A 24992-nucleotide genomic window follows, 5' to 3' on the forward strand; every position below is an offset into this window, starting at 1 on the left:
ATCAGGCCTTTCGCTGCTGCTCTTGGGTGTCGATCACGTTGACGCCCATCACCTTCACCAGTACGTAGGCGACGGCGAAGATGAACAGGAACGTGATCGTGGAGAGGGCGGACGCGCTGTTGAAACCCTGGCGCATCTGGTCGATCACCAGGATCGACAGCGTGGTGGTGGCGGTGCCGTCGCCGCCACCGCCGCCGGTGAGGATCGCCGGGAGGTCGTAGATCCGCAGGACGTCGAGCACCCGGAAGAGGACCGCCACCAGGATGGCCGGCTTGATGAGGGGCAATGTGATCGACCGGAACCGTTGCCACGCATTGGCGCCGTCCATCCGCGCCGCCTCGTACACCTCGGCGGGCACCATCTGCAGTCCGGCGAGGATCAGCAACGCCACGAACGGTGTGGTCTTCCAGGCGTCGGCGATCACGACGGCGAACCGGGCGGGCCACGTGTCACCGGTCCACAGGATTTCCGTGCCGAGCAGTTTGTTGGCGATGCCGTCGTAGGCGAAGACGAAGTACCACAGCTTCGCGGTGACGGCGGTCGGGATGGCCCACGCCACGAGAATGCTGGTGCGCAGCAGTGCCCGACCGCGGAACGCCCGGTTCATGATGGTGGCGAACCACAGTCCCAGCGCGACCTCGATGGCGACGGTGACGACGGTGAAGAACACGGTGACCCACATCGACTGCCAGAACAGCGACCCCAGCGTGCCGCCGGGGCAGGACACCGACGCTCCGGTGGTGTCGGTGCACCGCTGGAACAGCCAGTGCGTGTAATTCGACAGACCCGCGAAGCCCTGGTCGACGAACTTCCCGGTGGCGGGATCGATCGTCGGGTCCTTGAACAGCGACATCACCATGGCGCTGACCACCGGGTACAGAACGACGATGCCCAGCAGGATCATGGTCGGCAGGATCAGGAACATCGCCGCCTTGCTGCGGCCCTTCCGCGGTCGCGCGCCCTGCGGTCCGCCGGATCTCGCGCCGTCCCGACGTGGGGGAGCGGGCGTCTTCTCGAGTGAGAGTTCGTGAACGGTCATCGGCTGTCTCCTCTAGGACCCGGCCGCGGCGATCGCGGACTGGATGTCGGCGGCGGCCTGGTCCACCGTCTTCTCGCCTTTGATCGCGGCGTAGGCGTTGTTCTGCACGGCCCGGGTGACCGCGGGATAGAACGGGGTGACCGGCCGGGTCACGGCGTTCTCGATCGACGTCTTCAACGTGGGGAGGTACGGGTACTGCTCGATCAGTTCCGGGTCGTCGTAGACGTCCGCGCGGACGGGGGCGAGCGATCCCTGCGACAGGAAGAATGCCTGTGACTTCTTCTCCAGGAAGAACTTCAGGAAGTCCGAGGCGGTCGCCTTGTGCTCGGAGTACACGTTGATCGCGGCGCTGTGCCCGCCGAGTGTCGAGTGACCGGGTCCGCTCTTCCCCGGCAGCGGCGCCACCGCGAACTTGCCCGACACTGCGGAACTGCCCTGACCGTCCATCAGGCTGTACGCGTACGGCCAGTTGCGCATGAACAGCAGGTCGCCGCTCTGGAACGCCTGCCGTGCCTGCTCCTCCTGGAACGTGACGGACTCGCGGGGGATGGCACCCGAACGGTAGGCGTCGACGAGCGATTGGAGGCCCGCCTTGGCTTCCGGGGTGTTCATCGTCGGGGTCACGCCGTCCGGTCCGAGGATCGACCCGCCCGCGGTGTTGATGGCCTCGGACGCGTTGACGGTCAGCCCCTCGTACTTGGCGTACTGCCCGGCGTAGCAGCCGATTCCGGCGTGCTGCGCCGTCCCGCACGCGCCGAGGAGTTCGTCCCAGGTGGCAGGCGGATGATCCACCAGGTCGGTGCGGTAGTAGAGCAGGGCGCCGTCACTGGTCTGCGGGGCCGCGTACAGGACGTCCCCGTACGTGGCCCCCGCGACCGTCGCGGGAAGCAGGCCGGACGTGTCAATCGCCATCGGGCCCTCGAGCGGTTGCAGCCATCCGCGGGCCGCGAATTCGGCGGTCCACACGACGTCGACGACGGCGACGTCGTACCCGGAGTCGCGAGACTGGAAGTGCTGCACCAGGTCCTCGTGCTGCTGGTCTGCCTGGTCGGACTGTTCCTTGAACGTCACCTCCTCCCCGGGATGGGTGGCGTTCCACTCGTCGATCAGCGGCCGGATGACGTTCGAGTTGTCCTTGCCCTGCACGTAGGTGATGGGCCCGCGGCCGTCGAGGTTCTCCTTCTCCGCCTGCGCGGCGGCGTCGATGCCCTGATCGGCGCAGGACGTCGCCGCGAACAGGACGCCGACGGCCACCGCGCAGGCGGCGACGCGCTTCATCGTGATTCACCCGCGCCCGGTTCCGACAGCCACACCGCGGCGTCGGACGGGAGAACTCCGCCGGTGATGTCGGCGACCGAACCGAGTACGACGGTCAGTCCTTCGGGCAGTGTGATCGGTTCGGCGCCGGTGTTCACCCAGCACTGCACTGCGCCGCGGGCGAACGCCAGCACGTCCCGGGGAGTGTCGAGCCACTCGACGGCATGCGGGGTGTCGAAGAATTCTCGTCGCAGTTCCAGCGCCTCGCGGTACAGCGTGAGGAACGACTCGGGGTGGCCGGCCTGCGCTTCCGCGGTGTGCGGGGCCCAGTGCCCCGGCTGCGGAAGCCATGTGTCCTCCTCCGCATCGAACGGGGAGAAGCCGTACGGCACTGCGTCGTTCGACCACGGGATCGGAACTCGGCAGCCGTCCCGGCCGCGGTCGGTGAAACCGGTCTGGAACCACGTCGGATCCTGCCGGACCTCGTCGGGAAGGTCCTCGACCTCTTCCAGTCCGAGTTCCTCGCCCTGGTAGATGTATGCGGTGCCCGGCAACGCCAGCTGCAGCAGCGCGGCCGCGCGGGCACGACGCCGACCCAGTTCGTGGTTCGGTTCCTCGAGCGCCCAACGGGCCCGCTCCCAATCGGTTTCGACCAGGTGGTCGGGCTGTGAGCGCGAGTAGCGGGTGACGGTGCGGGGAACGTCGTGGTTGGAGAGCACCCACGTGGCGGGTGCGCCGACGGTGGCCGCCTGCTCGAGCGCGTCGTCGATCACGGCGCGGATGCTCACAGAACGCCAAGGGGCGCGCAGGAAGTCGAACTGGAACGCGGTGTGCAGCTCGTCGGGCCGCAGGTACCGGGCCAGGCGGTCGTTGCCGGGCACCCAGGCCTCGGCGACGAAGACGCGGTCGGCGTAGGTGTTGGCGACGGCCCGCCAGCCCCGGTACACCTCGTGGACGGCATCCTGATCCCACGCGGGGTGGGGGTTGGTGTGCTGCGAACCGGGAAGGCGCTCACCGGCATCGGGGAGTGCGGGATCCTTGGCCAGGCCGTGGGCGACGTCGATCCGGAAACCGTCGACGCCCTTGTCGAACCAGAAGCGCAGGATGTCCTCGAACTCCGCCCGGACCTCGGGGTGCTCCCAGTTGAGGTCGGGCTGGGCGGGAGCGAACAGGTGCAGGTACCACTCGCCGGTGTCCAGGCGGCTCCATGCGGGACCGCCGAACGCGCTCTGCCAGTCGTTGGGCGGCTCGGCGCCCGCCGGACCGCGGCCCGGGCGAAAGATGTACCGGTCGCGTGCCCCGGGCTCGTCGTGGAGGGCGGCCTCGAACCAGCGGTGCTCGCTGGAGGTGTGGTTGGGCACGATGTCGAGGATCACGCGGATCCCCAGCTCGTGGGCCTCGGCGATGAACGCCTCCCCCTCCGCGAGCGTGCCGTACGACGGCTCGATGTCACGGAAATCGGCCACGTCGTAGCCGGCGTCCGCCATCGGCGACGGGTACCAGGGATTGATCCACACGGCGTCGACGCCGAGGTCGGCGAGGTAGGGCAGCTTGGAACGCAAGCCGGTGAGGTCGCCGATGCCGTCGCCGTTCCCGTCGGCGAAGCTGCGGATATAGACCTGGTAGACGACGGCCGCCTTCCACCAGGCTTCTGGGTTCCGGCTCGCGACGGTGGTTGCGGTCGACTCCACGGACTGGGTCATCGAATCTCCTCGGTGGGGGATGGGATGGGGGAATGTGATGCGTAAACGTTTGCGTAAAGATCGTGAGGCACGTCACAGGGGCCTGTCAACTTGAGCAGCGAGATTTCTTTTGCGCACTTCAGCGCCACGGATTCTGTGAGGATTCAACGCAAATATTTGCGTTGCTCGCTTACTGTGGGAACGTGATCCCCAAGCAGTCCGTCAACATGGCCGACGTCGCGCGCCGCACCGGCGTCTCGATCGCCACCGTCTCGCGCGCATTGCGCGGCGAACGCGGCGTCTCCGAGGCGACCCGATTGCGAATTCAGAGGGCCGCCGACGAGTTGGCGTACGTCATCTCACCCGAGGCGTCGAAGCTGTCAGGTGGCGCGACGGGCCGGGTGGCCGTCGTGGTGCCGTGGATCGACGCCTGGTTCTACTCGCGGATTCTCGCCGGCATCGAACACGAACTCCGCGCCGCGGACCTGGACGTGTTGCTGTACTGCCTCGAGGAGTCGTCCCAGCGCGAATCGTTCTTCGAACGGCTTCCCTTGCGCCGCAAGGTCGATGCCGTCATCGCCGTGGCGTTTCCTCTCACCGGACCGGAGCGGGCGCGGCTCGAGGAGATGGATGTGACCGTGGTCGTCATCGGCGCGCACGCCGGCGAGTTCCCGTCCGTCCGGATCGACGACGAGCTGGCCGCGCGTCAGGCCGTCGGGCACCTGATCAGGATCGGCCACACCCGGATCGGAATGATCCGCACCGTGGACCCGGAGGGTCAGTACTGGGAGGGCGACATCGCCCGGGTGGCGGGGTTCCATGCCGCTCTCGCCGACGCCGGACTCGACGACGACTGCACGGCGACAGTTCCCTGGGGAATCGAGGGCGGTGAGCGCGGCATGGAACTGCTGCTCAGCCGTGCCGAGGTGCCCACCGCAGTGTTCTGCCATTCCGACGAGGTCGCCGTCGGAGCGTTGCGCACGCTGCGACGTGCGGGAATTCCCGTTCCGGCCGGGATGTCGGTGATCGGGATCGACGATCACCCGACGGCCGAGCTGGCCGACCTGACCACGGTGCGGCAGCCGGTCGGGGAACAGGGTGCGGCGGCCGGCCGGGTGGTCGTGGAACTGCTCAGCGGACAGGAACCGGCGGAACGGGCGGTCGTGCTCCCGACCCACCTGGTGGTTCGGGGCTCGACCGCCCGCCCTCCGGAACTCTGACGTCAGCGCACGAGACGCTCGCCCGCCGCGTCGGTGGCGAAGAGGTGCGCGTGTGCCTCGTCGACGCGGACGTGCACGACCTGGCCCTTCTCTGGTGGGTTGCGCCAGTCGACCCGTGCGACCAGGCTCTCGACCCGGCCGTTGACCGTGGTGCGGCCGAACACGAATGCCTCGGAGCCGAGTTCCTCGACGACGTCGATCTCGAGTTTCAGTCCGCCGGAGTCGGCGATCTCGACGTGCTCGGGCCGGATCCCGAAAATCACCTCACGCCCGCCCGCCGCGGTGAGGGCGTCACGGGGAACGGGAACCAGCTGGTCACCGATCTGCACCCCGCCGTCGGTGACGGGCACGGTGAACAGGTTCATCGACGGTGAACCCATGAATCCCGCGACGAAGACGTTCGCTGGCCGGCGGTAGAGCTCGCGGGGGGACGCGCACTGCTGCAGCACGCCGCCCTTGAGGACGGCGACCCGGTCGCCCATCGTCATGGCCTCGACCTGGTCGTGGGTGACGTAGACGGTGGTGGTGCCGAGTCGGCGCTGGAGCTGGGCGATCTGGGTGCGGGTCTGCACCCGGAGTTTCGCGTCGAGGTTCGACAGCGGCTCGTCCATCAGGAACACCTGGGGTTGCCGGACGATGGCACGGCCCATCGCCACCCGCTGTCGCTGGCCGCCGGAGAGGGCCTTGGGTTTGCGGTCCAGGTAGTCACGGAGGTCGAGCATGTCGGCGGCTTCCCCCACGCGCCTGCGGATTTCGGACTTGTCCGTACCCGCGAGTTTGAGGGCGAAGCCCATGTTCTCCGCGACGGTCATGTGGGGATACAGCGCGTAATTCTGGAAGACCATCGCGATGTCGCGGTCCTTGGGTTCGGAATGCGTGACGTCGCGGCCGCCGATCAGGATCTGCCCGCCGTCGACGTCCTCGAGTCCGGCGAGCATGCGCAGCGAGGTGGATTTGCCGCAGCCGGACGGGCCGACGAGGACGAGGAACTCGCCGTCCTCGATGTGCAGGTCGAGTTGATCGACCGCCGGGACGTCCGAGCCGGGAAAGAGCCTGGTCGCGCCGTCATAGGTGATTGTTGCCATGAGAAATGAATCCCTCCACCGGCAGGAACGTGCCGGACGATCCGAGTGTTAGGGGTGTGTCGGCAGACGCCGACGAGGAAGAACTATGGCCTAGATCACAGTGCTTGTCCACTTGGGGATGACCGGGCTTTGTTCTCGAAAAGACGGAAGTGTGTATTGATGAAAATCCAAAGGTCCTCTACTGTCAGCGTGACACCCCTCACTCGCAGATTTGAAGAGGACACGAGACATGGCTCTGACAATTGGCATCGACGTGGGTGGCACGAAGATCGCAGCCGGCGTGGTCGACACCGACGGAGTCATCCACCGGATGGTGCGTCGTGACACCCCGTCCCACGATGCGCGGGGGGTCGAGAACGCGATCGCCGAACTCGTTCGCGAACTGGCGGACACGCACCCCGTGCAAGCGGTCGGTATCGGCGCGGCCGGCTTCGTGGCCGCCGATCTCAGCACCGTGCTCTTCGCCCCGAACCTGGCCTGGCGCAACGAGCCCCTGGGCGAGGTCGTCCAGGCCTCCTGCGGACTGCCGACGGTGGTCGAGAACGACGCCAACGCCGCGGCATGGGGCGAGGCGCGCTTCGGGGCCGGACGGACGGGGCAGACCGTCGTCGTGCTCACGGTCGGAACCGGCATCGGCGGCGGCATCGTCGTCGACGGCGTTCTCCATCGCGGCAAGTTCGGTGTGGCAGCGGAATTCGGGCATCTCAACGTCGAACCGCACGGTCGCCGCTGCGGTTGCGGTAACCACGGCTGCTGGGAGCGTTACGCCAGTGGGCGGGCACTGGTCCGCGAAGCGCAGGATCTCGCGAACGTCTCGCCCGGTTTCGCCGCCGATCTCCTCGCCCGCGCCGGCGGAAGGGCGGACGCCATCACCGGCCTGCACATCACCGCGGCCGCGCAGGAGGGCGACCCCGCCGCACTCGAGTGTTTTCGGGTGATCGGTTCCTGGCTGGGGCACGGCATGGCGGACATCGCCGCGTTCTTCGACCCCGACCTGTTCATCATCGGCGGGGGCGTGTGCGAGGCGGGCGAACTGCTGCGCGGTCCCGCCGCCGCCGCGTTCGAGAACCGTCTCACCGGACGCGCACACCGACCGGTCGCCGAGGTGCGACTGGCTGAACTCGGCGCGAACGTCGGCATCGTCGGCGCCGCCGATCTGGCCCGGGAACGAGTTCTCGGGCTCGCACACAACGGCTCACGAGTATCTGGAGGAGTGCAATGTCCAATCGGTTGAGTCTTCCCATTCCGGTCGCCGAGGTGTGGGACTGGCAGAGGGACGCCGCATGCCGCGGCTACGAGTCGTCCACATTCTTCCACCCCGACCGCGAACGTGGCCGGGCACGCGAGATGCGGGACTTCCGCGCCAAGATGATCTGCCGCGGATGCCCCGTGCTGGTGCAGTGCCGCGAGCACGCGCTCAGTGTCGGTGAACCGTACGGCATCTGGGGTGGACTCTCCGCGAACGAGCGCGAAGAACTCCTCGCCAATCACCAGGGCCGGGTGGACGAGGCCGTGGCGGAATCCTTCGGCTTCGATCTGGCGCGCCAGGCCTGAGCACTTGCGGTCAGCTGCCCGCCGGCAGCATGACCACTCTGCTGTTGTCGGTGTCCGCGACGTACACGTCGCCTCGGCTCGACACGGCGATCCCCTCCGGCTGATCCAGCCCGGAGAACGGGAGAACCTCCTGCTCGTCCGAACCGGCGGCCAGCCGCAGAATGCGATTGTGGTTCTGATCGATGGCGTACACGGTTCCCTCGTCGTCGACCGCGACACCCCCGACGCTCTGGAGGTCGGTGAAGGGCAGAAAGCTCTGGGCATGGGTGGCGGCGTTCCACGTGAGAACCTTGTTGGGCGTGCCGACGTAGAGATCCCCGTGTTCATTGACGGCGACGGCGAACGGGCCGATCACCGTCAGCGGCACCGCGACGGGAGCCGCGGTGACGTCGCGCAGGGCCATCACCCGATTGTTCAGCGTATCGGCGACATACAGCGTGGCGTCCGGTCCGAGTGCGATTCCGAACGGCTGGTTCAGGCCGCCGAACGGCATCGGTACCTGGGTGCTGCCGTGCAGCATCGTCACGGTATTGGTCACGAGGTCGGAGACGTACACAACGCCGGACGTACTGACCGCCACTCCCTGCGGAACCTCGAGTCCGGTGAAGGGAAGAGCTGTCTGCGCATACGTCCCGGCGCTCACTTTCAGGACCTGTTTGGCCGCGCTGTCCGCGATGTACAGGTCCCCGGTGCCCGAGACCGCGAGCCCGGCGGGTCCCTGCAGATCGGTCAGCGGGAGCACGACCTGCGCGCTCGTCGACTCCTCGCCCGGCCAGGCGACGTAGGCGACAGCGGCGACGACGAGGACGCCCAGAAGCGCGGCGAGCAGCCAGCGTTTCCGTCGGCGCGAGCCCCCGACCGTTGTCGGTTTCGTGGGCGCCGCACCCCGTTCGGTGTCGGGGCGGGTCACGTCCGGACCGCTCGCGCGGGTGGTCGCGGCGGGGTCGACCAGGGCAGCAGGCCGGGTCACGTGGCCGGGCCCGGCCCACTCGATCGCCCGGATGGCATCGCTGAACTCACGACAGGTCGAGTAGCGCGCTTCGCGGTTCTTGGCCATGGCGCGCGCGACGACCGCATCGACACCGGCGGGCAGCCCGGGGCGAACCACGCTCGGCTGGGGAATCGGTCCGTTCAGATGGCCGTGCATCACCGAGGACGCGGTGTTGCCGGGGTACGGCGGTTCGTTGGTGAGCAGGTGGAAGAAGGTGCAGCCCAACGCGTAGATGTCGACGCGGTGGTCGAGTTTCTCACCCTCGATCTGCTCGGGCGCGGCGTAGTGCAGGGTCGCCACCAACACCCCGGTGCGGGTCAGCTGATGTGTTTCGTCGAGGGCCTTGGCGGTGCCGAAGTCGGTGAGCAGTACACGTTCGGGATCACCCGGCGCGAGCAGGATGTTCGCCGGCTTCACGTCGCGGTGCAGAATCCCGGCCTCGTGGGCGTGGTCGAGTGCTCTCCCCGTCTCGCTGACGATGTGCACGGCGCGCTCGACGTCCAGGGCGCCGGAACCGAGGGCTTTCCTGGCGTCGGTGCCGGGAACGTACTGCATCGCGATCCACAACCTGCCGCCTTCACGGCCACGGTCGTGGACGGTGACGATGTTGGGATGGTCGAGATGCGCGGCGTGGTCTGCTTCCGACTCGAAACGTGACCGGACGTAGTCGTCGTTCGTCCACGACGTGTCGAGCAGCTTGAGCGCGATCTTGCGCGGCAGGTTGGGATGCTGGGCGAGGTAGACGGTGCCCATGCCGCCTCGTCCCAGAACCCGTTCGATCACGTAGCCGGCAAACACCGTGCCCGGTTCGAACTCGCCGCTCACATCGGCTTCACCGCCTCCCGGGACCCTCCAATCATTGAACCCCGACGCCGGGTCAGTCCGGTAGCCGCCGCATCTCGATGACGGTCAGTCCCAGCGCGTCGAAGCGCGCCAGCATGCCACGGAGATCTGTCGGGCTGTCGACCGGACCGTAGAGCGTGGTGTCGCCGGTCGTGACGTCCGAGACGTCCAACTCGGGGAACGCGGCCAGCACCCGATCGGACAGGGCGCCGCTGATCAGGAAGGCGTACCTGACCTTGCCGGGCCAGTTCGATTCAGGACGCACCACGGCGGGCTCCTTCATTCGCATCGTCGTTCCAGAACTCGGTCAGCCGTAGATTTCAGGGTGACCGACAGAACGGCAACGCGCCTCACCCGCAAGTGGTGAACCGGCTCAGAGAAGGCCGTTGTGTTGCGCGGCCGCGATGGCGTCGCGGCGGGAGGTGACGCCGAGTTTGCGGTAGATCCCGCGCAGATGGGTCTTCACGGTGTTCACCGACACGCACAGATCTGCCGCGATCTGCTCGGCGGTCCGCCACGACGGAAGCTCCACGAGGAGTTCCAGTTCGCGGGGAGTCAACATGTCGGACGCAGCGCTCTCCGACCGCGGGAACGACGCCCGGAGCCTCTCGGCGAAGGGTTCGAGGACACCGAACCGGCCGGTGCTCCGCACCAGAAGTTCTCGGATCTGCGGTCCGCAGTCGTGGAACGGGCGCAACGCCGACTGCGGCTCCGCGAGACGCAACGCCTCGGTGAGTGCGCTGTGGGCTCGTGAATCATGTTTGCGGGCAAGCGCGATCGATGCGTCCACGAGCCACGCCGCAATCAGATTGGTTCCCGCCGCGCACTCCAGTTCACCGTCCACGACGGGTTGGAGCGTCTTGCGGGCCAGGTCGAGTCGGTGGAGATGCAGATGGATGATCGCCTCGACGAGGGCTGTGTCGCCGGTGGGCCCGAGGAGAGCGTGCGTCTCGGTCGCCAGTTCGTGCGCCCACCCGGTCTCGCCGGCGGACAGATACGCGTACTGAATGGCAGGCAGCAACACCGCCCGGACCCCCGGCGGAACCGGCAACGAGGACGACACGGGGCTCTCCGCGTGCAGCGTTGTCACCGAATTGTGCCGGTATCCGGAATCGTCGAGACCGAACAGGGTGGCGGCACCGTCGGCGAAGCCCGCGATCCCGGTGTTCGCCCGACGCAGCGCCTCGGCGGATTCGGCGGCAAGGCGGGCGGCATCGGGATCCATCCGGAGGTAGCGGCACCAGGAGTCGATGAGCTTGGTCAAGTGGAATGTCGGATCGCTCGTTGCCGAATGCGTCCGACCGATCGCGAGTGCCTCGTCCGCCAGTGCGGACGCTCGCACGACGTCCCCCCGCGACATCGCGACAGCGCCGAGAGACCCCAGGCAGTACATGACGCCCAGCGACGCACCGCCGAGGCGAGCGTGAGCCAACGACTTCTCGAGGACGACCTCCGACTCGTCGTTCCGCCCGAGGAACAGCAGCGCACGCCCTTCCTGGAGCAGGACGAACGCGTCGAGATCGGGATCGCCGCTCGATCCGACACCCACGCTGCGCAGCCGGTTCAGGGCGGTCTCGATGTCGCCGGTGCCGATCGCGGTCTGCACCCGGAGCGATTCGCGGAGCAGCAGATGTAACCGGGACTCGGCGGCACCGTCCACCAGCAACCCCGACCGTCTGCGGTCGAGAAGTTCGAGGGTGGACGTGGCCACCGGGATGTTGCCCGACGCGAGCGCCGCGGCGGCGCGGATGAGCCGCGCAGACGGGTGGTCCTGCGAAGATCGGGGTGCCCGCGTGAGAAGCCGGCCGACGGCCTCACCATGACCTCCGACGATCAGGGACAGTGAAGTCCGGGCGAGCAGCGCCACGATCTCGTCGTGATCACCGGAGTTCACCGCGTGTTCGAGCGCGAGCAACGCGTCCCCGAATTCATCGTGCCAGTGGGCGGCCGTCAATTCGAGGTGCTCGACTTCGACGTGGCCGATCCGGCTGATCTCCGCCCGCAGATAACTCCGCAGCAGCGGGTGGTAGCGGTAGTGCGTGGGACTGTCGGTGATGCGGCTGATCAGAAAATTGTGGTGCTCGAGCCAGTCGATGTTGCCGTGCGCATCCGTGCAGCCCGTGAGCTTCTCCGCGAGTTCGACGGTGAACGAGGCCGGGACGGACGTGCGCAGGAGGAACTCGCGCATTTCGTCGGTCTGGCCGGCGAGGACCTCCTCGATGAGATAGTCGGCAACGGCCCGGCGGTCGCCCGTGAACTCGGCGATCAGTCGGCTCGGATCCGGGTGTCCTTCCAAAGACATGCCCGCCAAGCGGATTCCGGCCGCCCAACCCTCCGTGCGATCCATCAGCGCGTCGAGATCGGCCGGACTCAGCACGACGTCGTGCTCGTCGAGCATCTCGGCCGCCTCGGCGGACGTGAACGCGAGAGCCTTCGCCGTGAGTGTGAACAGCTTGCCGTCCAGGCGAAGTCGCTGCAGAGCGAGCGGCGGCTCGAATCGCCCGATGATGACCGTCCGCAACATCGGAGGTTGCCAGCGCATGAACGACTCGAGGTCGGTGAGTACGTCGGTGTCGCGGAGGAGGTGGGCGTCGTCGATGACCATCCAGATGTTCTCGCCGAGTTCGTGCAACGCGGCCGACAAGTGCGCGCCGACGTCCGGCGCCTCGGAATCGAGCCCGGCGCAAGCCTTCTGCAGGCGAGGATTTCCGGTGTCGCTGAGTGAGCGGAGGATGGCACGGTGGACTACGTCGAGGTCGTTGTGCCGCTCCTCGATCGTGAGCCAGGCAATGGTCGGAGCGTCGGCGGCGGCGAGCACCTCCCGTGCCCAGTCGGCCACGGCCCGCGTCTTGCCCGACCCGGCCGGTGCACAGACGAGCGCAACCGGGCAGGGGTGGGCGTCGTCGGTGAGCGCTTCGGTGAGCATGGTGTGCAGGCGGGTCCGGGTAACCGTCCGACCCCCTGCACTCGAAGGTATTCGAGTACTCAGATGAAATTCCCCGAGAGGTGCTGCCGTCACGCCGACCCCCAATTCTCGCTGCACCGAGAAACGATCTTCGACAAACGCCAATCCCCGACGCCGTAGGCCGGTGCGACGATTTTAGCGAGAATGCGTTGTTTTGTGTGGGTGAACGTGTTTTACCGAACGGCAACGCCACGCTTTCGTGATGTCGTTCGGACTACTTCGTCATCGCGATCGTGCACCCGATTCGGAGTCCGTCACTTCGCGGTGACCTGAGAAAATTGGCCAAAGCCGCGTTGCAGGCGTGAGCCTGCGGAAGCATCCGCCACACGTCAACGAAAGTGGACAGCATGCACACAGGTGGTGCCGGCCGCGGACCCACCCGATCACCACCTCGACACGTTGCGGGCCGAGGTGCGAGCGTTCCTGCGCGAGCAGATCGACGCAAGCGTGTTCACACCCGGTGTGGACACGTGGCTCACCCGGTGGAACCCGGACTTCACGAAGGCCCTCGCGGCCCGCGGCTGGCTGGGCATGACGATCCCGGCGGAGTACGGCGGGCAGGGCCGCACGTTCATGGAGCGGTTCGTCGTCACCGAAGAATTGCTGGCCGTCGGCGCGCCCGTTGCCGCACAGTGGGTCGCGGACCGGCAGGCCGCACCGTCGCTGCTCGCCTACGGCACCGAGGAACAGAAGCAGCGTTTCCTCCCCGGAATCGCCACCGGCGAGATCAGCTGGGCGATCGGAATGAACGAACCGGAATCGGGCTCCGACCTCGCGAGTGTCCGCACGAAAGCGGTCCGGGTGGACGGCGGCTGGCGGATCACCGGGACCAAATTGTGGACGTCCGGCGCCCACCGGGCCGACGCCTTTTTCGCGCTCGCGCGGTCGGCTCCGCTCGACCAGGCGCAGCGCCACGCCGGGCTCAGCCAATTCATCGTTCTGCTCGACTCCCCGGGGGTGCAGATCAGGCCGATCCTCTCGATGTCGGGCGACCACCATTTCAACGAGGTGATCCTCGACGAGGTGTTCGTGCCCGACGAGTTGGTGCTCGGCCGCATCGGCGAAGGCTGGAAGCAGGTTACGTCCGAGCTCGGGTTCGAACGCAGTGGTCCGGAACGTTTCATGTCCACGTTCTCGATCCTCGCCGCAATGGCCGAGGAAATCCGGGAGGGACGGCAACCGGCCGATGCCCGCATCGGAGCGCTCGTCGCCCGGACCTTCGGCCTCCATCACATGTCCCGCGCGGTGTCGGTGGCACTGGGGCGTGGTGACGACGCCGAGCTCGGCGCCTCGGTGGTGAAGGTCCTCGGCACCCTGCGAGGCGGTACGAGTGAGATTCTGCGCGGCGTCATCGCGCGGGGATTGGGGATGCGCTGATGACCGGACCGGCAACCGACACCGAGATGCGGGAGTTCGCACGCATGCTCGGCCAGGTCTTCGCCACAGATCGGCGGGCCCCGGGCGAGGCTCGGGAATTCGATCGAGAGTTGTGATCGACGCTCGCCGAACTCGGCCTCACGAGGCTCACCGGCCCCGAATCCGAGGGAGGCAGCGACGCCGGGTGGACGGAGTCGGCGTACCTGCTCGCGGCCGCCGGCGCCGTTGATCTCCCGATCGCCGAGAACGATCTGCTCGCGGGTTGGCTGCTCGGCAGGTCCGGTTGCCCGACCGCGACTTCCGGCCCCGCCGTGGTCCGCACCGCAGCCGTGCTGGATGCCGACGGCACCGCGCGGCACGTCCCGTGGGCGCGTTCGGTGGATGCGCTGGTGGCCGTGTGGGAGGCGGACGTCACGTGGCGGGTCGCCGAATTCGCCCGCGCGGATGTCGAGGTGACGGAGGCGGCCAACCTCGCGTCGATGCCCCGGGACCACGTCCGGGTCGACGTTCCGCGCAGCAGGGCACGCCGGTGCCCGCCGACGTCGTGACGGAGTTCCTCCGGCGCGGCGCACTGGCTCGGGCGCTCGCGATGGCCGGGACCATGGAACGCGTCCTGGCCCTCGTCGTCGAGCACACCTCGGCGCGCACGCAGTTCGGTCGCGCGGTGGGCAAATTCCAGGCGGTGCAGCCGGGGAACGTGGTTAGGCGGCTCCGCCGCCCGTGCGCCTTTCTGGTTGTCCCAGCTACCAAAAAGGTGCACGGGCGCGGAGCGCCTACGGAGTGACGATCGGGAACGCGCTGTCGGGTGGGTCGACGAGTTCCGTGAGGACCAAGAGCTTCGACGGGTCACCCGTCACCTCTACGCCCTCGAGTCCCTTGCCGGCGAACAGTCCGACCAACTGCATTTTCGTCAGGGTCAGCGAGACGTCCGGTTGCGTCGCGGTCCTCGGCGACAGCGTCTGGATGAGTGCACCGTTGGACAGGGTCGTCCGGTAGTGCGCTTCGGGTTCGGTGAAGTGCCACTCCGCGACGAGGGTCTTGTCCCAGGCTCGTGGGCCGTTGATGCGGAGGGCGACGGAGTCGAAGATCTGCTCGATCGTCAGGGCGCTCAGCATGTCCGCGCCGAGTTCGGCAATTGGAGGCGGAACGATGCCGCCGCGCAATTCGAGTGCGCCGGTGAGGTAGAAGTTGCGCCACGTCGCGTTCTCCGAGCCGAACCCGAGTTGCTCGTAGGTGCGAGCGAGTAGTTCTTTCGCGTCGCTGTCCGACGAGTCGGCGAACACCGCATGCTTGAGGAGTTCGGCGGCGAACCGGAAGTCGCCGTCGTCGAAATACCGTTGCGCCTTTGCCCGGACCTCGTCCTGACCGCCCATGCATTCGACGTACCGTGTCGCGACGTTCTCCGGCGTGTGCTGCCACAGCGACGTCGGGTTGCCGTCGAACCAGCCCATGTAGCGCTGGTAGATCGCTTTGACGTTGTGGCTGACGGAGCCGTAGTAACCACGTGTGTGCCAGGCTGATTCGAGGGCGGGAGGCATCGGGAAATTCTCCGCGATCTCGAGCCCCGTCAGCCCGGAGTTGAGCATCCGCAGGGTCTGATCGTGCAGATACTGGTACAGGTCGCGCTGCTCCGACAGGTATTTCACCACCCGGTCGCGACCCCACGTCGGCCAGTGGTGGGAGGCGAACGCGACGTCGTAGCCGCCGTCGAACATCTCGATCGCCTGATCGAGGTACCGTGACCAGGCGCGGGGGTCCCGGACCAGCGCGCCCCGCAGCGTGAGGAGATTGTGCAGATTGTGGGTGGCGTTCTCCGCCATGCACAGTGCCCGGTGGTCCGGGAACAGGAAGTTCATCTCGGCGGGCGCCTCCGTTCCCGGCGTCACCTGGAAGATGATCCGGATGCCGTCGACGGTCTCCTCCTGACCGGTGTGGGTGATGTCGACGGTCGGTGGGATCAGTCCGGGGACACCCGACGACACGTTGGTGCCGAGGCCGGCGCCGACGTGACCGCGCGGCCCCTTGGGGAGCAACGCGCCATACATGTAGGTGGCGCGGCGTCCCATAGCGGTTCCGGCGTAGACGTTTTCGGCCACCGCGTGTTCGAGGAACCCTTCGGGGGCGAGGATCGGGACGTCGCCGCGACCGTCCGGGAGAACGCCGACGACGCCGCCGAAGTGATCGATGTGGGAGTGCGTGTAGATCACTCCGGTGACGGGCCGATCGCCACGGTTCTTCCGGTACAGCGCGAGCGCGGCGGCCGCGGTTTCCTGCGAGATCAGCGGGTCGATCACCAGGATGCCCGTCTCGCCCTCGACGATCGTCATGTTGGACAGATCGATACCGCGAAGCTGGTAGATGCCCTCGGTGACCTCGTACAGGCCGTCCTTCGCGCACAGTTGCGACTGACGCCAGAGGCTCGGGTCGGCGGTGTCCGGGCAGTCGCCGTTCAGGAACGAATACTCCTGCATGTCCCACACCACGCGACCGTCCCCATCCGTGACGGTGCGGGGGTCGAGACGGTCGACGAAGCCGCGGTCGGCGTCCTCGAAATCGGTGGTGTCCGAGAAATCGGGTGTCATGATTCTTCCTTCTCGTGTCGCGGTCGGGCGGGGGCAGGGGCAGGGACCGGGGCAGGGGGAGCGGGAGCACTGCTGAGGATCGTGTTGACCCACCGCGTGGACGGGTCGATGTCGATCAGCAGCGCCTTCGCCATCAGTGTCAGCGGGATGGCCAGAATCGCGCCGAGAGGCCCGAGGATCCACGTCCAGAGCACCAGTGACAGGAACGTGAACGTCACGGACAGGCCCACCGCGTCGCCGACGAACTTCGGCTGGATCACGGACTGGATGATGACGTTGATGACGCTGTACAGGACGATGACGACGAGCATCAGTTCCGGACCACCCTGCAGCAGCGCCAGCAGTGCCGGTGGAACGAGCCCGAGGACGAAACCGACGTTCGGGATGTAGTTGGTGATGAACGACAGCAGTCCCCACAGGATCGGCAACGGAATCCCCAGCGCCCACAGTGCCCCGGTGTCGATGACGGCGACGATCAGCCCGAAGACGGTGGACACGATCAGGTACTTGCGGGTGCCGACCGAGAACGCGGAGAGGGCGGTGGCGATGTCGGGGCGCATCCGCGTCACGATGCGCATCCGCGAACCGTAGGTGCTTCCGTCGACCGCCATGAACAGCAGGAGGGCGAGGATGAACAGCAGATTCGAGAAGATGCCCAGCATGGCCTGCAGGATCCCCTCCACGAGACCGAACACCTTGCTGTAATCCACCTGGGAGAGCAAGGTCTGGGCGTCGGCGGAGTTCACGCCGTTACTGTTCAGAAAGCTCTGGGCGCTGTCGATGAGGGCCGTGAAGTCGTCCGCGTACTCCGGTAGAAGCGTGGCGAGCTGGGCGACCGACAGGGCCAGCGACAGCACGAGGACGAGGATGATGCCGTTGACGACCAGGATCGCCGCGATCGTCGCGAGCCATCCCGGGACACGCTTCCGGTGAAGCCATTCGGGCAGCGGGTGAACCGCGACGGTCAGCATGAGAGCAAGGAAGATCGGCCCGACGATCGACGCAGCCACCTGGATTCCCGCCACGGTGACGACGAGCGCGGCCAGCCCGAGAATCACGATCAGCCCCCGCGGCATCGACCACTGAGAAGCCGGCGCCGTGCCGGATACGTCCTGCGGATCGGTCATCGCGTGTCCCTTCGCAACAATCGGCCGGCCAACCGGGATGCCCCGAATCGACTCTTGCACCCGGCCGACGACGACACATCATCCGTTGCAGATGAGGATCACCCGGTGCGGATGATGCCGATGCCATCGCGAAGTCGCACGATTCCACTGTTCGAGCACATCCTTTCGAGAAGGGCATGGACATGACGACACATCCGGAGTCCAGGACCAACAGCCCTGTCAAACAGGGTTTTGCCGCGGGAACGTCGCTGGCAGCGGCGATATTGCTGCTGACCGTCGGCGTGATCTCCTTCTTCCAGGGCATCGCCGCAGTCGCCTCCGACGACCTGCTGGTCATCGGCGTCGAGTACACCTACCAGTTCGACACCACCGCGTGGGGATGGATCCACATCGTTCTCGGCGTCGTTCTGGTCATCAGCGCGATCGGCCTCATGACGGGCGCCACCTGGGCCCGTGTCGTGGCCGTCTGCATCGCCGCGCTGTCGATCCTCGCGAACTTCCTCTGGCTGCCCTACTACCCGCTGTGGTCGATTCTGATCATCGCGCTCGACGTCGTCGTGATCTGGGCGGTCACCACCTGGGACACCGCCAGGGACTAGGACGATGACGACGTGGTGAGCTCCGCGACCGGCACCTGGCCGGTATTCGGCTCGCTGCAGGAGTATCGGAAAGGATGGGTCAGGCCCGACGTGATCGCGGGCCTGACCGTGTGGGCCGTGCTGGTCCCGGAGGCCCTGGCCTACGCGACCATCGCGGGAGTTCCCCCTGTCGTCGGTCTGTACGCGGCGATACCCGCCCTAATTCTTTACGCGGCGGCCGGCAGTTCCCGGCATCTGGTGGTCGGGCCGATGTCGGCGACGGCCGCCCTGTCGGCTGCCATCGTCGCGCCGCTCGCCGGGGCGGACGGCGGCAAGTACGCCGCCCTGACAGCAGTGCTGGCGATTGCCACCGGCATCGCCGGGCTGCTGGCGGGGCTCCTCCGTCTGGGCTTCATCGCGTCGTTCATCTCGGAGCCGGTGCTGAAGGGCTTCATCGTCGGGCTGGCTCTGACCATCATCATCGGGCAGGTTCCTGCCCTCTTCGGCGTGGAGAAGGAGCACGGCAACTTCTTCGAACAGGCCTGGGGAGTCGTCACCCACCTGGGCGACATCGACTGGGGCACACTCGCCGTCGGTGTCCTCAGTCTCGTCGTGGTTCTCGGATTCAAGCGGTGGCTGCCGCTCGTCCCCGGTTCGCTGCTGGCCGTCCTCCTCGGGATCGCCGCGGTCGCCGTGTTCGGTTTGGACGGTCGAGGTGTCGACATCGTCGGTCACATCGACTCCGGTCTGCCGTCGGTGGGACTGCCGGACGGTGTCGGATTCGACGACTACATCGACCTTCTCGGCCCCGCAGTGGGCGTGCTGCTCATCGGGTTCGCGGAAGGGCTCGGTGCCGCGAAGACGTACGCCGCGAAAGAGGGCTACGAGGTGGACGCCAACCGGGAACTCCTCGGCCTCGGCACAGCCAATCTCGGCTCCGGGCTGTGCTCGGGAATGGTGGTGAACGGGAGCCTCTCCAAGACGGCGGTCAACGGTGGGGCCGGTGCCAAATCGCAGGTCAGCGGTCTCGTCGTCGCGGTCCTCACCGTGGTGACCCTGCTGTTCCTCACCGGACTGTTCGAGAAACTCCCCGAGGCGACGCTCGCCGCGGTGGTCATCGCCGCCGTCATCGAACTCGTGGACATCTCCGCGCTGCGCCGTCTCTACGGGGTGTGGACCGAAAGGCTCGGCAGCATCTACGGATACGCCGCGCGTGCCGATTTCGCGGCCGCCCTCGCCGCGATGGTTGGCGTGCTCCTGTTCGACACCCTGCCCGGACTCGTCATCGGCATCGGCGTGTCGATGCTGTTGCTGCTCTACCGGGCGTCGCGTCCCCACGTCGCGGCGCTCGCGAAGGAAGGGTCGCTGTGGGTGGACGCCGAGCGTCACCCCGACCTCCCGACCACACCGCACGTGGTCGTGGTGCGCGTCGAGGCGGGACTGTTCTTCGCGAACGCCGATCACGTCAAGGACCGCATCGAGGACCTGTGCACCGACGACACGCGAGTGGTGGTCCTCGACGCCGAGACGTCGCCGTTCATCGACGTCAGTGCCGCGCAGATGCTCGTGCAGTTGCGGGATGTGCTCGCGCGCCGGGGAATCGAGCTACGCGTGGCGCGGGACATCGGGCAGTTCCGGGACGCGATTCGACACTCGGGTTCGGACTCGACCCCCGTCGACCTCTATCCGACCGTGCGTGAGGCACTCGCGGAACCGGACCGACAGTAGGCGCTGCGCGCCCGTGAGTGGTTGACGAGTCTCTGGACTCGCAGACCACGCACGGGCGGCGGAGCCGCCCATGACAGGAGACAGTAGTGAGTGGAGAATTGCAGGAACTCGCCGCGAAGGCGTGGGTGTACGGATTTCCGCTGGTGTTCGACCTCGACCAGGTGAACCGCTTCGTGTCGGAGGGGATGGGGAGCCTCGACGCGGGACCCTTCAACACCTTCAGCCACGCCCGCACACTCGCGGGGCCGCAGGACACGTTCGTCTCGGTCAACAACGACACCATCTACTCGATCGCCCAGATCGATCTCGGCCACGGACCGCAATTGCTGCGAGTGCCGGACGCCGGTGGCGCGTACTACGTGCTGCAATTCGTCGATGCGTGGACCGACAACTTCGCGTACGTCGGCAAACGCGCGACGGGTACCGCGGCCGGCCGTTTCCTGCTGACCGGACCCGGGTGGTCCGGTGAGGTCCCCGACGGCGCGACGCAGATCGCGTTCCCGACCGCGGTGGGCACCATTATCGGCCGCTGGGCCTGCGACGGTGAGGCAGACCTGGAGCGGGTGAAGCGACTGCAGTCGGCCCTGACCTTGGAACCCGTCGGCGACCAGGAACCGGCGGAGGGCCTGCCGATACCCGACCCGAACGTCCCCGAGGAACTTCAGTTCTGGGAGAAGCTGCGGGTGTACTCGCAGGCGTACCCTCCTTCCGCGCAGGACCTCGTCGCGCAGCAGGCGTTCGCCCCGCTCGGGTTGCTCGAGACCGGGCTGTCGCCGTACCTCGAGGCGCCGCCGGACCTCGCGTCCGTGCTCACGGCCGGAGCCGAGGCCGGGCGCCAATCGCTGACGACCGCGCTGAAATCGGGCGCAGGTAGCGAGGTGGTCAACGGCTGGCAGTTGATGTACCACGCCTTCGACTACAACGACGACTACTTCGAGATCGGCACCCTCGACTCACCCGAGTGGCGCATCGAGGACCGCTCGAAGGCGCTGGGACTGCGGGCCGGCGCCGCGATGGCGGGACTGTGGGGAAACCACGGCTACGAGGCCGCGTACGCGCCGATCTACCACGACAGCGAAGGCAACGAACTGTCGGGCGAACACACCTACACACTCACGTTCGCGCCGACCCCGCCGGTCGACGCGTTCTGGTCGATCACCATGTACGACCTTCCGGAGTTCTACCTCGTCGACAATCCGATCGACCGCTATTCGATCGGTGACCGCACGCCGGGACTGGTGTTCGCGGACGACGGTTCGCTGACCATCACGCTCAGCGCCGTCGCCCCGACCGATCCGGTGGCCCGCGCCAACTGGTTGCCGACACCGGCAGTCGGGTTCCGGCCGCTGCTCCGGATGTACAGCCCGAAGCCGGAGGTGTTCGACGGAACGTTCGAGATCCCGCCGTTCGTGAGGACCAGGTGATCAGGGGGCGCTGGTGAGCGATCCGATCTGGCTGCTCGTTCCCGACATGATCGGTCTGGTTCACAGCGTCCCGTCCTCTCTCCGATGATCCCGAGTCGGCGGTAGTGTTCGTGCCGATTCGAGGGGGGATCGAGTGAAGAAAGTTGCCGCGGCGCTCCTGTGCGCCGTGTTCACGTCCGGATGTGCGCACAGCGTGTCGGGGACTGCGGGGGCGTCGCCGCTGCAGGAACTGACGCCGGAGCAGCAACGGCAGGTCCACGTCGAGGACGCACTCCGCGACGCCGATCCGTGCGGACTGCTCGACGAGGCGGTCGTGCGGGGCGCCGGGACAGTCCAGCAGTACGGGTCCGCCGTCCAACTGCCGGTGTGTTCGGCGCTGATGGTCCGGCCCGGCGGCGCGACCACGTACGTGGAGTTGTCCCTGCTGCCGTCGATGCTGTCGGATGCGGCGCTGACCGGGCCTGAGACGGTCGACGGCGTGACCGTCTATCGAGGTGCGGGCGCCGACCTGGCCCGCGGGACGTGCGAGCGCGTCTTCCAGTTGAACGTCCTCCAGGAACAGTTGAAACCGCCGCTCGCGTCCGTCCGCGCCGGAACCGTCGCCGGCCAGGACGCCTGCCCGCTCGCCGACGCGGTGCTCGGCTCGGCGATCGACAGGATGCGGTCGGAACTGCCCGCTCGCGACCCAACGTCCCCGCGTCAGGTGGCGCTCGCGGTCCACGACCCGTGCGAAGTGCTCGACGTGCTGGGGACCACAGCGGGCGGACGCGTCGTCGATCCTGAATCACCGCCCACCCCGTTCGACTGCGTCCTGTTTCCGAACCCGAATCGGGTGCCCGGGAGCGAGGTGACCGTGTCGTTCACGATGTCGCCGGTCAAGGAAAACCGACCACCCGTTCCCGCCGAGCCGGAGACAGTCGGCGACCGATGCCGGTGGACGAGCCCGATGGGTGAGCCGATCGACGTCACACGGCCCGGAGCGGTGGTCGACGAGTTCACCCGAAGGCTCGGTCACGCGGGTGCAGTCGTCACTGTTCACGGGCCGAACTGCGCGGCCGTGGCGAGGGTCGCGGACGCCGCGAACACGGCGTTCGGATAGGCGGCCGAACGGACTCACCCGGGATCAGATTGGACTCCGCCGGTAAGCTCGACAGCTGGACCAGTACAGATTCATCGACCTGGAGGTAGAAACGCGTGGCTCTCGTCGTCCAGAAGTACGGCGGATCCTCGGTGGCAACCGCCGAGAGAATCCGACGAGTGGCTGAACGGATCGTCGAGACCAAGAAGGCCGGCAACGATGTCGTCGTCGTGGTTTCAGCGATGGGGGACACCACTGATGAGCTGCTCGATCTGGCTCAGCAGGTGTGCCCAGCCCCACCCGCCCGCGAAATGGACATGCTGCTGACCTCCGGTGAGCGCATTTCCAATTCTCTCGTCGCAATGGCAATCCATTCGCTCGGTGCGGAGGCCCGTTCGTTCACGGGCTCGCAGGCGGGCGTCATCACCACCGGTGCTCACGGCAACGCCAAGATCATCGACGTCACACCGGGCCGCGTCCGGGATGCGCTCGACGAGGGCTCGATCGTCCTCGTCGCCGGATTCCAGGGCGTCAGCCAGGACAGCAAGGACGTGACGACCCTCGGGCGCGGCGGTTCGGACACCACCGCGGTGGCCCTCGCAGCGGCCCTCGAGGCCGACGTCTGCGAGATCTACACCGACGTCGACGGCATCTTCACCGCCGACCCGCGCATCGTTCCCGACGCGCAGCGTCTCGAGACGGTGTCGTTCGAAGAGATGCTCGAGCTCGCGGCGTGCGGCGCGAAGGTGCTCATGCTCCGCTGCGTCGAGTACGCCCGCCGATACAACGTGCCTGTGCACGTCCGTTCGTCATACACGACCAAGCCGGGCACCATCGTGTCCGGATCGATGGAGGACATCCCCGTGGAAGAGGCAATCATCACCGGAGTCGCGCACGATCGCGGCGAGTCCAAGATCACCGTCGTCGGCCTGCCCGACACCCCGGGCTACGCCGCGCAGGTCTTCCGCGCGGTGGCCGAGGCGGAGATCAACATCGACATGGTGTTGCAGAACATCTCGAAGGTCGAAACCGGCAAGACCGACATCACGTTCACGCTGCCCACCGCCGACGGCCCGCGCGCCGTCGAGAAGCTGACCAAGCTGCAGGGCGAGATCGGCTTCACGCAGGTGCTGTTCGACGACCACATCGGCAAGGTGTCGCTGGTCGGCGCCGGCATGAAGAGCCACCCGGGCGTCACCGCAACGTTCTGTGAGGCTCTCGCGAAGGCCGGTGTCAACATCGACCTCATCTCCACGTCGGAGATCCGCATCTCGGTGCTCGTCAAGGACGTGGAGCTGGACAAGGCCGTGAAGGCTATCCACGATGCATTCGAGCTCGGCGGCGACGAAGAAGCCGTCGTGCACGCAGGAACGGGACGGTAGATCATGACCACCATCGCTGTCGTCGGTGCGACCGGACAGGTCGGCATCGTCATGCGCACCCTCCTCGAGGAACGCAACTTCCCCGCGGACAAGGTGCGGTTCTTCGCCTCCGCGCGGTCGGCGGGCAAGAAGCTGCCGTTCCGCGGCGAGGAGATCGTCGTCGAGGACGCATCCGCGACGTCCGACGAGGACCTGAAGGGCATCGACATCGCCCTGTTCTCGGCCGGTGCGACGCTCTCTCGTGAGCAGGCCCCGCGGTTCGCCGCGGCAGGCGCCACGGTCGTCGACAACTCGTCGGCGTTCCGCAAGGACCCCGACGTCCCGCTGGTCGTCAGCGAGGTCAACCCGGAGCAGGCGAAGAACCCGCCGAAGGGCATCATCGCCAACCCCAACTGCACCACGATGGCCGCGATGCCGGTGCTGAAGGTTCTGCACGACGAGGCCGGTCTGCAGCGTCTCATCGTGTCGAGCTACCAGGCCGTGTCCGGCAGCGGCATCGCCGGTGTCGAGGAGCTCGTGGGCCAGGCCCGCGCCGTCATCGACGACGCGGAGAAGCTGGTGCACGACGGTAGCGCCGTCGACTTCCCGGCCCCGAACAAGTACGTCGCACCCATCGCGTTCAACGTCCTGCCGCTGGCCGGCTCGATCGTCGACGACGGCAGCGGTGAGACGGACGAGGACCAGAAGCTCCGCAACGAGAGCCGCAAGATCCTCGGCCTGCCCGACCTGCTGGTGTCGGGCACGTGTGTCCGCGTCCCCGTGATCACGGGCCACTCGCTGTCGATCAACGCCGAATTCGAGCGTCCGCTGTCGGTGGAGCGTGCGCAGGAGCTCCTGTCGACGGCTCCCGGTGTGCAGCTCGTGGACGTCCCCACCCCGCTCCAGGCCGCGGGCAGCGACCCGTCGCTGGTCGGGCGTATCCGTCAGGATCCGGGTGTCCCCGAGGGTCGCGGTCTGGCACTGTTCGTGTCCGGCGACAACCTGCGTAAGGGTGCCGCCCTCAACACCATTCAGATCGCCGAACTGCTGGTCTGATCTCCCCCCCACGTGAGTGGCAAGGTGTGCTTCCGCACGCTTTGC

The 24992-nt window shown here is 67.2% G+C and carries 21 protein-coding genes; 12 read left to right on the forward strand and 9 right to left on the reverse strand.

Features of this window, described 5'->3' with window-relative positions; translation table 11 throughout:
• Position 1 precedes the first annotated feature (1 nt).
• From HGB39_RS05620 to HGB39_RS05630, 3 genes are read right to left on the reverse strand one after another with little or no spacing between them, the layout of a single operon-like run.
• Positions 2-1039: a carbohydrate ABC transporter permease gene (locus HGB39_RS05620; protein WP_005562108.1), complete on the reverse strand. Its 1038-nt coding sequence runs from the start codon at positions 1037-1039 to the stop codon at positions 2-4.
• 12 nt (positions 1040-1051) lie between these two features.
• Positions 1052-2317: an ABC transporter substrate-binding protein gene (locus tag HGB39_RS05625; RefSeq protein ID WP_005562107.1), complete on the reverse strand. Its 1266-nt coding sequence runs from the start codon at positions 2315-2317 to the stop codon at positions 1052-1054.
• Entirely contained in the window at positions 2314-3999 is a 1686-nt protein-coding gene (locus HGB39_RS05630) for a glycoside hydrolase family 13 protein (RefSeq protein WP_005562106.1), read from the reverse strand. Before HGB39_RS05630 ends, HGB39_RS05625 begins: the two co-directional genes overlap by 4 nt.
• A 182-nt stretch (positions 4000-4181) precedes the next feature.
• On the opposite strand from HGB39_RS05630, the gene HGB39_RS05635 reads away from it, so the two are divergent.
• Entirely contained in the window at positions 4182-5198 is a 1017-nt protein-coding gene (locus HGB39_RS05635) for a LacI family DNA-binding transcriptional regulator (protein WP_005562105.1), read from the forward strand.
• Between the two features lie 2 nt (positions 5199-5200).
• On the opposite strand, the gene HGB39_RS05640 is transcribed toward HGB39_RS05635, so the two are convergent.
• On the reverse strand, positions 5201-6283 hold the full coding sequence (locus HGB39_RS05640) for an ABC transporter ATP-binding protein (RefSeq protein ID WP_064080909.1): 1083 nt from the start codon (positions 6281-6283) through the stop codon (positions 5201-5203).
• A gap of 229 nt (positions 6284-6512) precedes the next feature.
• Here HGB39_RS05640 and HGB39_RS05645 point away from each other — a divergent pair, with 229 nt between their 5' ends.
• Positions 6513-7517, forward strand: coding sequence for an ROK family glucokinase (locus HGB39_RS05645; RefSeq protein WP_005562100.1), 1005 nt, complete (start codon positions 6513-6515; stop codon positions 7515-7517).
• Positions 7502-7837, forward strand: a complete 336-nt coding sequence (locus tag HGB39_RS05650; RefSeq protein WP_005562098.1) for a WhiB family transcriptional regulator — start codon at positions 7502-7504, stop codon at positions 7835-7837. Before HGB39_RS05645 ends, HGB39_RS05650 begins: the two co-directional genes overlap by 16 nt.
• A 10-nt stretch (positions 7838-7847) precedes the next feature.
• Here the strand turns inward: HGB39_RS05650 and HGB39_RS05655 are convergent, their stop codons facing one another.
• The 3 genes from HGB39_RS05655 to HGB39_RS05665 all read right to left on the reverse strand — a co-directional run bounded on the left by HGB39_RS05655 (position 7848) and on the right by HGB39_RS05665 (position 12597).
• Positions 7848-9653, reverse strand: coding sequence for a serine/threonine-protein kinase PknD (locus HGB39_RS05655; protein WP_005562096.1), 1806 nt, complete (start codon positions 9651-9653; stop codon positions 7848-7850).
• A 52-nt stretch (positions 9654-9705) separates the two neighbouring features.
• Complete coding sequence (locus HGB39_RS05660) at positions 9706-9954, reverse strand: DUF8691 family protein (protein ID WP_005253439.1); 249 nt, start codon at positions 9952-9954, stop codon at positions 9706-9708.
• Between the two features lie 90 nt (positions 9955-10044).
• Positions 10045-12597: a winged helix-turn-helix domain-containing protein gene (locus HGB39_RS05665; protein WP_005562094.1), complete on the reverse strand. Its 2553-nt coding sequence runs from the start codon at positions 12595-12597 to the stop codon at positions 10045-10047.
• A gap of 399 nt (positions 12598-12996) precedes the next feature.
• On the opposite strand from HGB39_RS05665, the gene HGB39_RS05670 reads away from it, so the two are divergent.
• From HGB39_RS05670 to HGB39_RS38455, 3 genes are all read left to right on the forward strand, one after another.
• On the forward strand, positions 12997-14013 hold the full coding sequence (locus HGB39_RS05670; protein WP_043787523.1) for an acyl-CoA dehydrogenase family protein: 1017 nt from the start codon (positions 12997-12999) through the stop codon (positions 14011-14013).
• 311 nt (positions 14014-14324) lie between these two features.
• The gene (locus HGB39_RS38450; protein WP_052023910.1) at positions 14325-14561 is read left to right on the forward strand and encodes a hypothetical protein; all 237 of its coding nucleotides are present in this window, start codon (positions 14325-14327) and stop codon (positions 14559-14561) included.
• 41 nt (positions 14562-14602) lie between these two features.
• Positions 14603-14797, forward strand: coding sequence for a hypothetical protein (locus tag HGB39_RS38455; protein ID WP_247607372.1), 195 nt, complete (start codon positions 14603-14605; stop codon positions 14795-14797).
• On the opposite strand, the gene HGB39_RS05680 is transcribed toward HGB39_RS38455, so the two are convergent.
• The gene (locus tag HGB39_RS05680) at positions 14787-16595 is read right to left on the reverse strand and encodes an alkyl/aryl-sulfatase (RefSeq protein WP_005562091.1); all 1809 of its coding nucleotides are present in this window, start codon (positions 16593-16595) and stop codon (positions 14787-14789) included. The two genes, HGB39_RS38455 and HGB39_RS05680, sit on opposite strands and share 11 nt — an antisense overlap.
• Positions 16592-17722, reverse strand: coding sequence for an AI-2E family transporter (locus HGB39_RS05685; protein WP_005562089.1), 1131 nt, complete (start codon positions 17720-17722; stop codon positions 16592-16594). Before HGB39_RS05685 ends, HGB39_RS05680 begins: the two co-directional genes overlap by 4 nt.
• Positions 17723-17898: 176 nt before the next feature.
• Here HGB39_RS05685 and HGB39_RS05690 point away from each other — a divergent pair, with 176 nt between their 5' ends.
• The 6 genes from HGB39_RS05690 to HGB39_RS05715 all read left to right on the forward strand — a co-directional run bounded on the left by HGB39_RS05690 (position 17899) and on the right by HGB39_RS05715 (position 24947).
• A complete protein-coding gene (locus HGB39_RS05690) occupies positions 17899-18321 on the forward strand; it encodes a DUF7144 family membrane protein (RefSeq protein WP_005253445.1) in 423 nt (140 codons plus the stop codon).
• A 12-nt stretch (positions 18322-18333) separates the two neighbouring features.
• Entirely contained in the window at positions 18334-20028 is a 1695-nt protein-coding gene (locus tag HGB39_RS05695; protein ID WP_005562087.1) for a SulP family inorganic anion transporter, read from the forward strand.
• An 86-nt stretch (positions 20029-20114) separates the two neighbouring features.
• Positions 20115-21452, forward strand: coding sequence for a DUF1254 domain-containing protein (locus HGB39_RS05700; protein ID WP_043787519.1), 1338 nt, complete (start codon positions 20115-20117; stop codon positions 21450-21452).
• A gap of 133 nt (positions 21453-21585) precedes the next feature.
• A complete protein-coding gene (locus tag HGB39_RS05705; RefSeq protein WP_064080934.1) occupies positions 21586-22551 on the forward strand; it encodes a hypothetical protein in 966 nt (321 codons plus the stop codon).
• Positions 22552-22646: 95 nt separating this feature from the next.
• Positions 22647-23912: an aspartate kinase gene (locus HGB39_RS05710; RefSeq protein ID WP_005248517.1), complete on the forward strand. Its 1266-nt coding sequence runs from the start codon at positions 22647-22649 to the stop codon at positions 23910-23912.
• Between the two features lie 3 nt (positions 23913-23915).
• A complete protein-coding gene (locus HGB39_RS05715) occupies positions 23916-24947 on the forward strand; it encodes an aspartate-semialdehyde dehydrogenase (RefSeq protein ID WP_005564633.1) in 1032 nt (343 codons plus the stop codon).
• Positions 24948-24992: the final 45 nt, after the last annotated feature.

This window comes from Rhodococcus opacus (genome assembly GCF_012396235.1).
GTDB lineage: Bacteria > Actinomycetota > Actinomycetes > Mycobacteriales > Mycobacteriaceae > Rhodococcus_F > Rhodococcus_F opacus.

Bases quoted from the DNA above. Each gene is read 5' to 3' on its own strand.
- HGB39_RS05660 (WP_005253439.1), bottom strand. From the start codon at position 9,954: ATGAAGGAGCCCGCCGTGGTGCGTCCTGAATCGAACTGGCCCGGCAAG.
- HGB39_RS38455 (WP_247607372.1), top strand. From the start codon at position 14,603: ATGGCCGGGACCATGGAACGCGTCCTGGCCCTCGTCGTCGAGCACACC.
- HGB39_RS05630 (WP_005562106.1), bottom strand. From the start codon at position 3,999: ATGACCCAGTCCGTGGAGTCGACCGCAACCACCGTCGCGAGCCGGAAC.
- HGB39_RS05640 (WP_064080909.1), bottom strand. From the start codon at position 6,283: ATGGCAACAATCACCTATGACGGCGCGACCAGGCTCTTTCCCGGCTCG.
- HGB39_RS05645 (WP_005562100.1), top strand. From the start codon at position 6,513: ATGGCTCTGACAATTGGCATCGACGTGGGTGGCACGAAGATCGCAGCC.
- HGB39_RS05715 (WP_005564633.1), top strand. From the start codon at position 23,916: ATGACCACCATCGCTGTCGTCGGTGCGACCGGACAGGTCGGCATCGTC.
- HGB39_RS05680 (WP_005562091.1), bottom strand. From the start codon at position 16,595: ATGACACCCGATTTCTCGGACACCACCGATTTCGAGGACGCCGACCGC.
- HGB39_RS05620 (WP_005562108.1), bottom strand. From the start codon at position 1,039: ATGACCGTTCACGAACTCTCACTCGAGAAGACGCCCGCTCCCCCACGT.
- HGB39_RS05685 (WP_005562089.1), bottom strand. From the start codon at position 17,722: ATGACCGATCCGCAGGACGTATCCGGCACGGCGCCGGCTTCTCAGTGG.
- HGB39_RS05665 (WP_005562094.1), bottom strand. From the start codon at position 12,597: ATGCTCACCGAAGCGCTCACCGACGACGCCCACCCCTGCCCGGTTGCG.
- HGB39_RS05625 (WP_005562107.1), bottom strand. From the start codon at position 2,317: ATGAAGCGCGTCGCCGCCTGCGCGGTGGCCGTCGGCGTCCTGTTCGCG.
- HGB39_RS05650 (WP_005562098.1), top strand. From the start codon at position 7,502: ATGTCCAATCGGTTGAGTCTTCCCATTCCGGTCGCCGAGGTGTGGGAC.
- HGB39_RS05690 (WP_005253445.1), top strand. From the start codon at position 17,899: ATGGACATGACGACACATCCGGAGTCCAGGACCAACAGCCCTGTCAAA.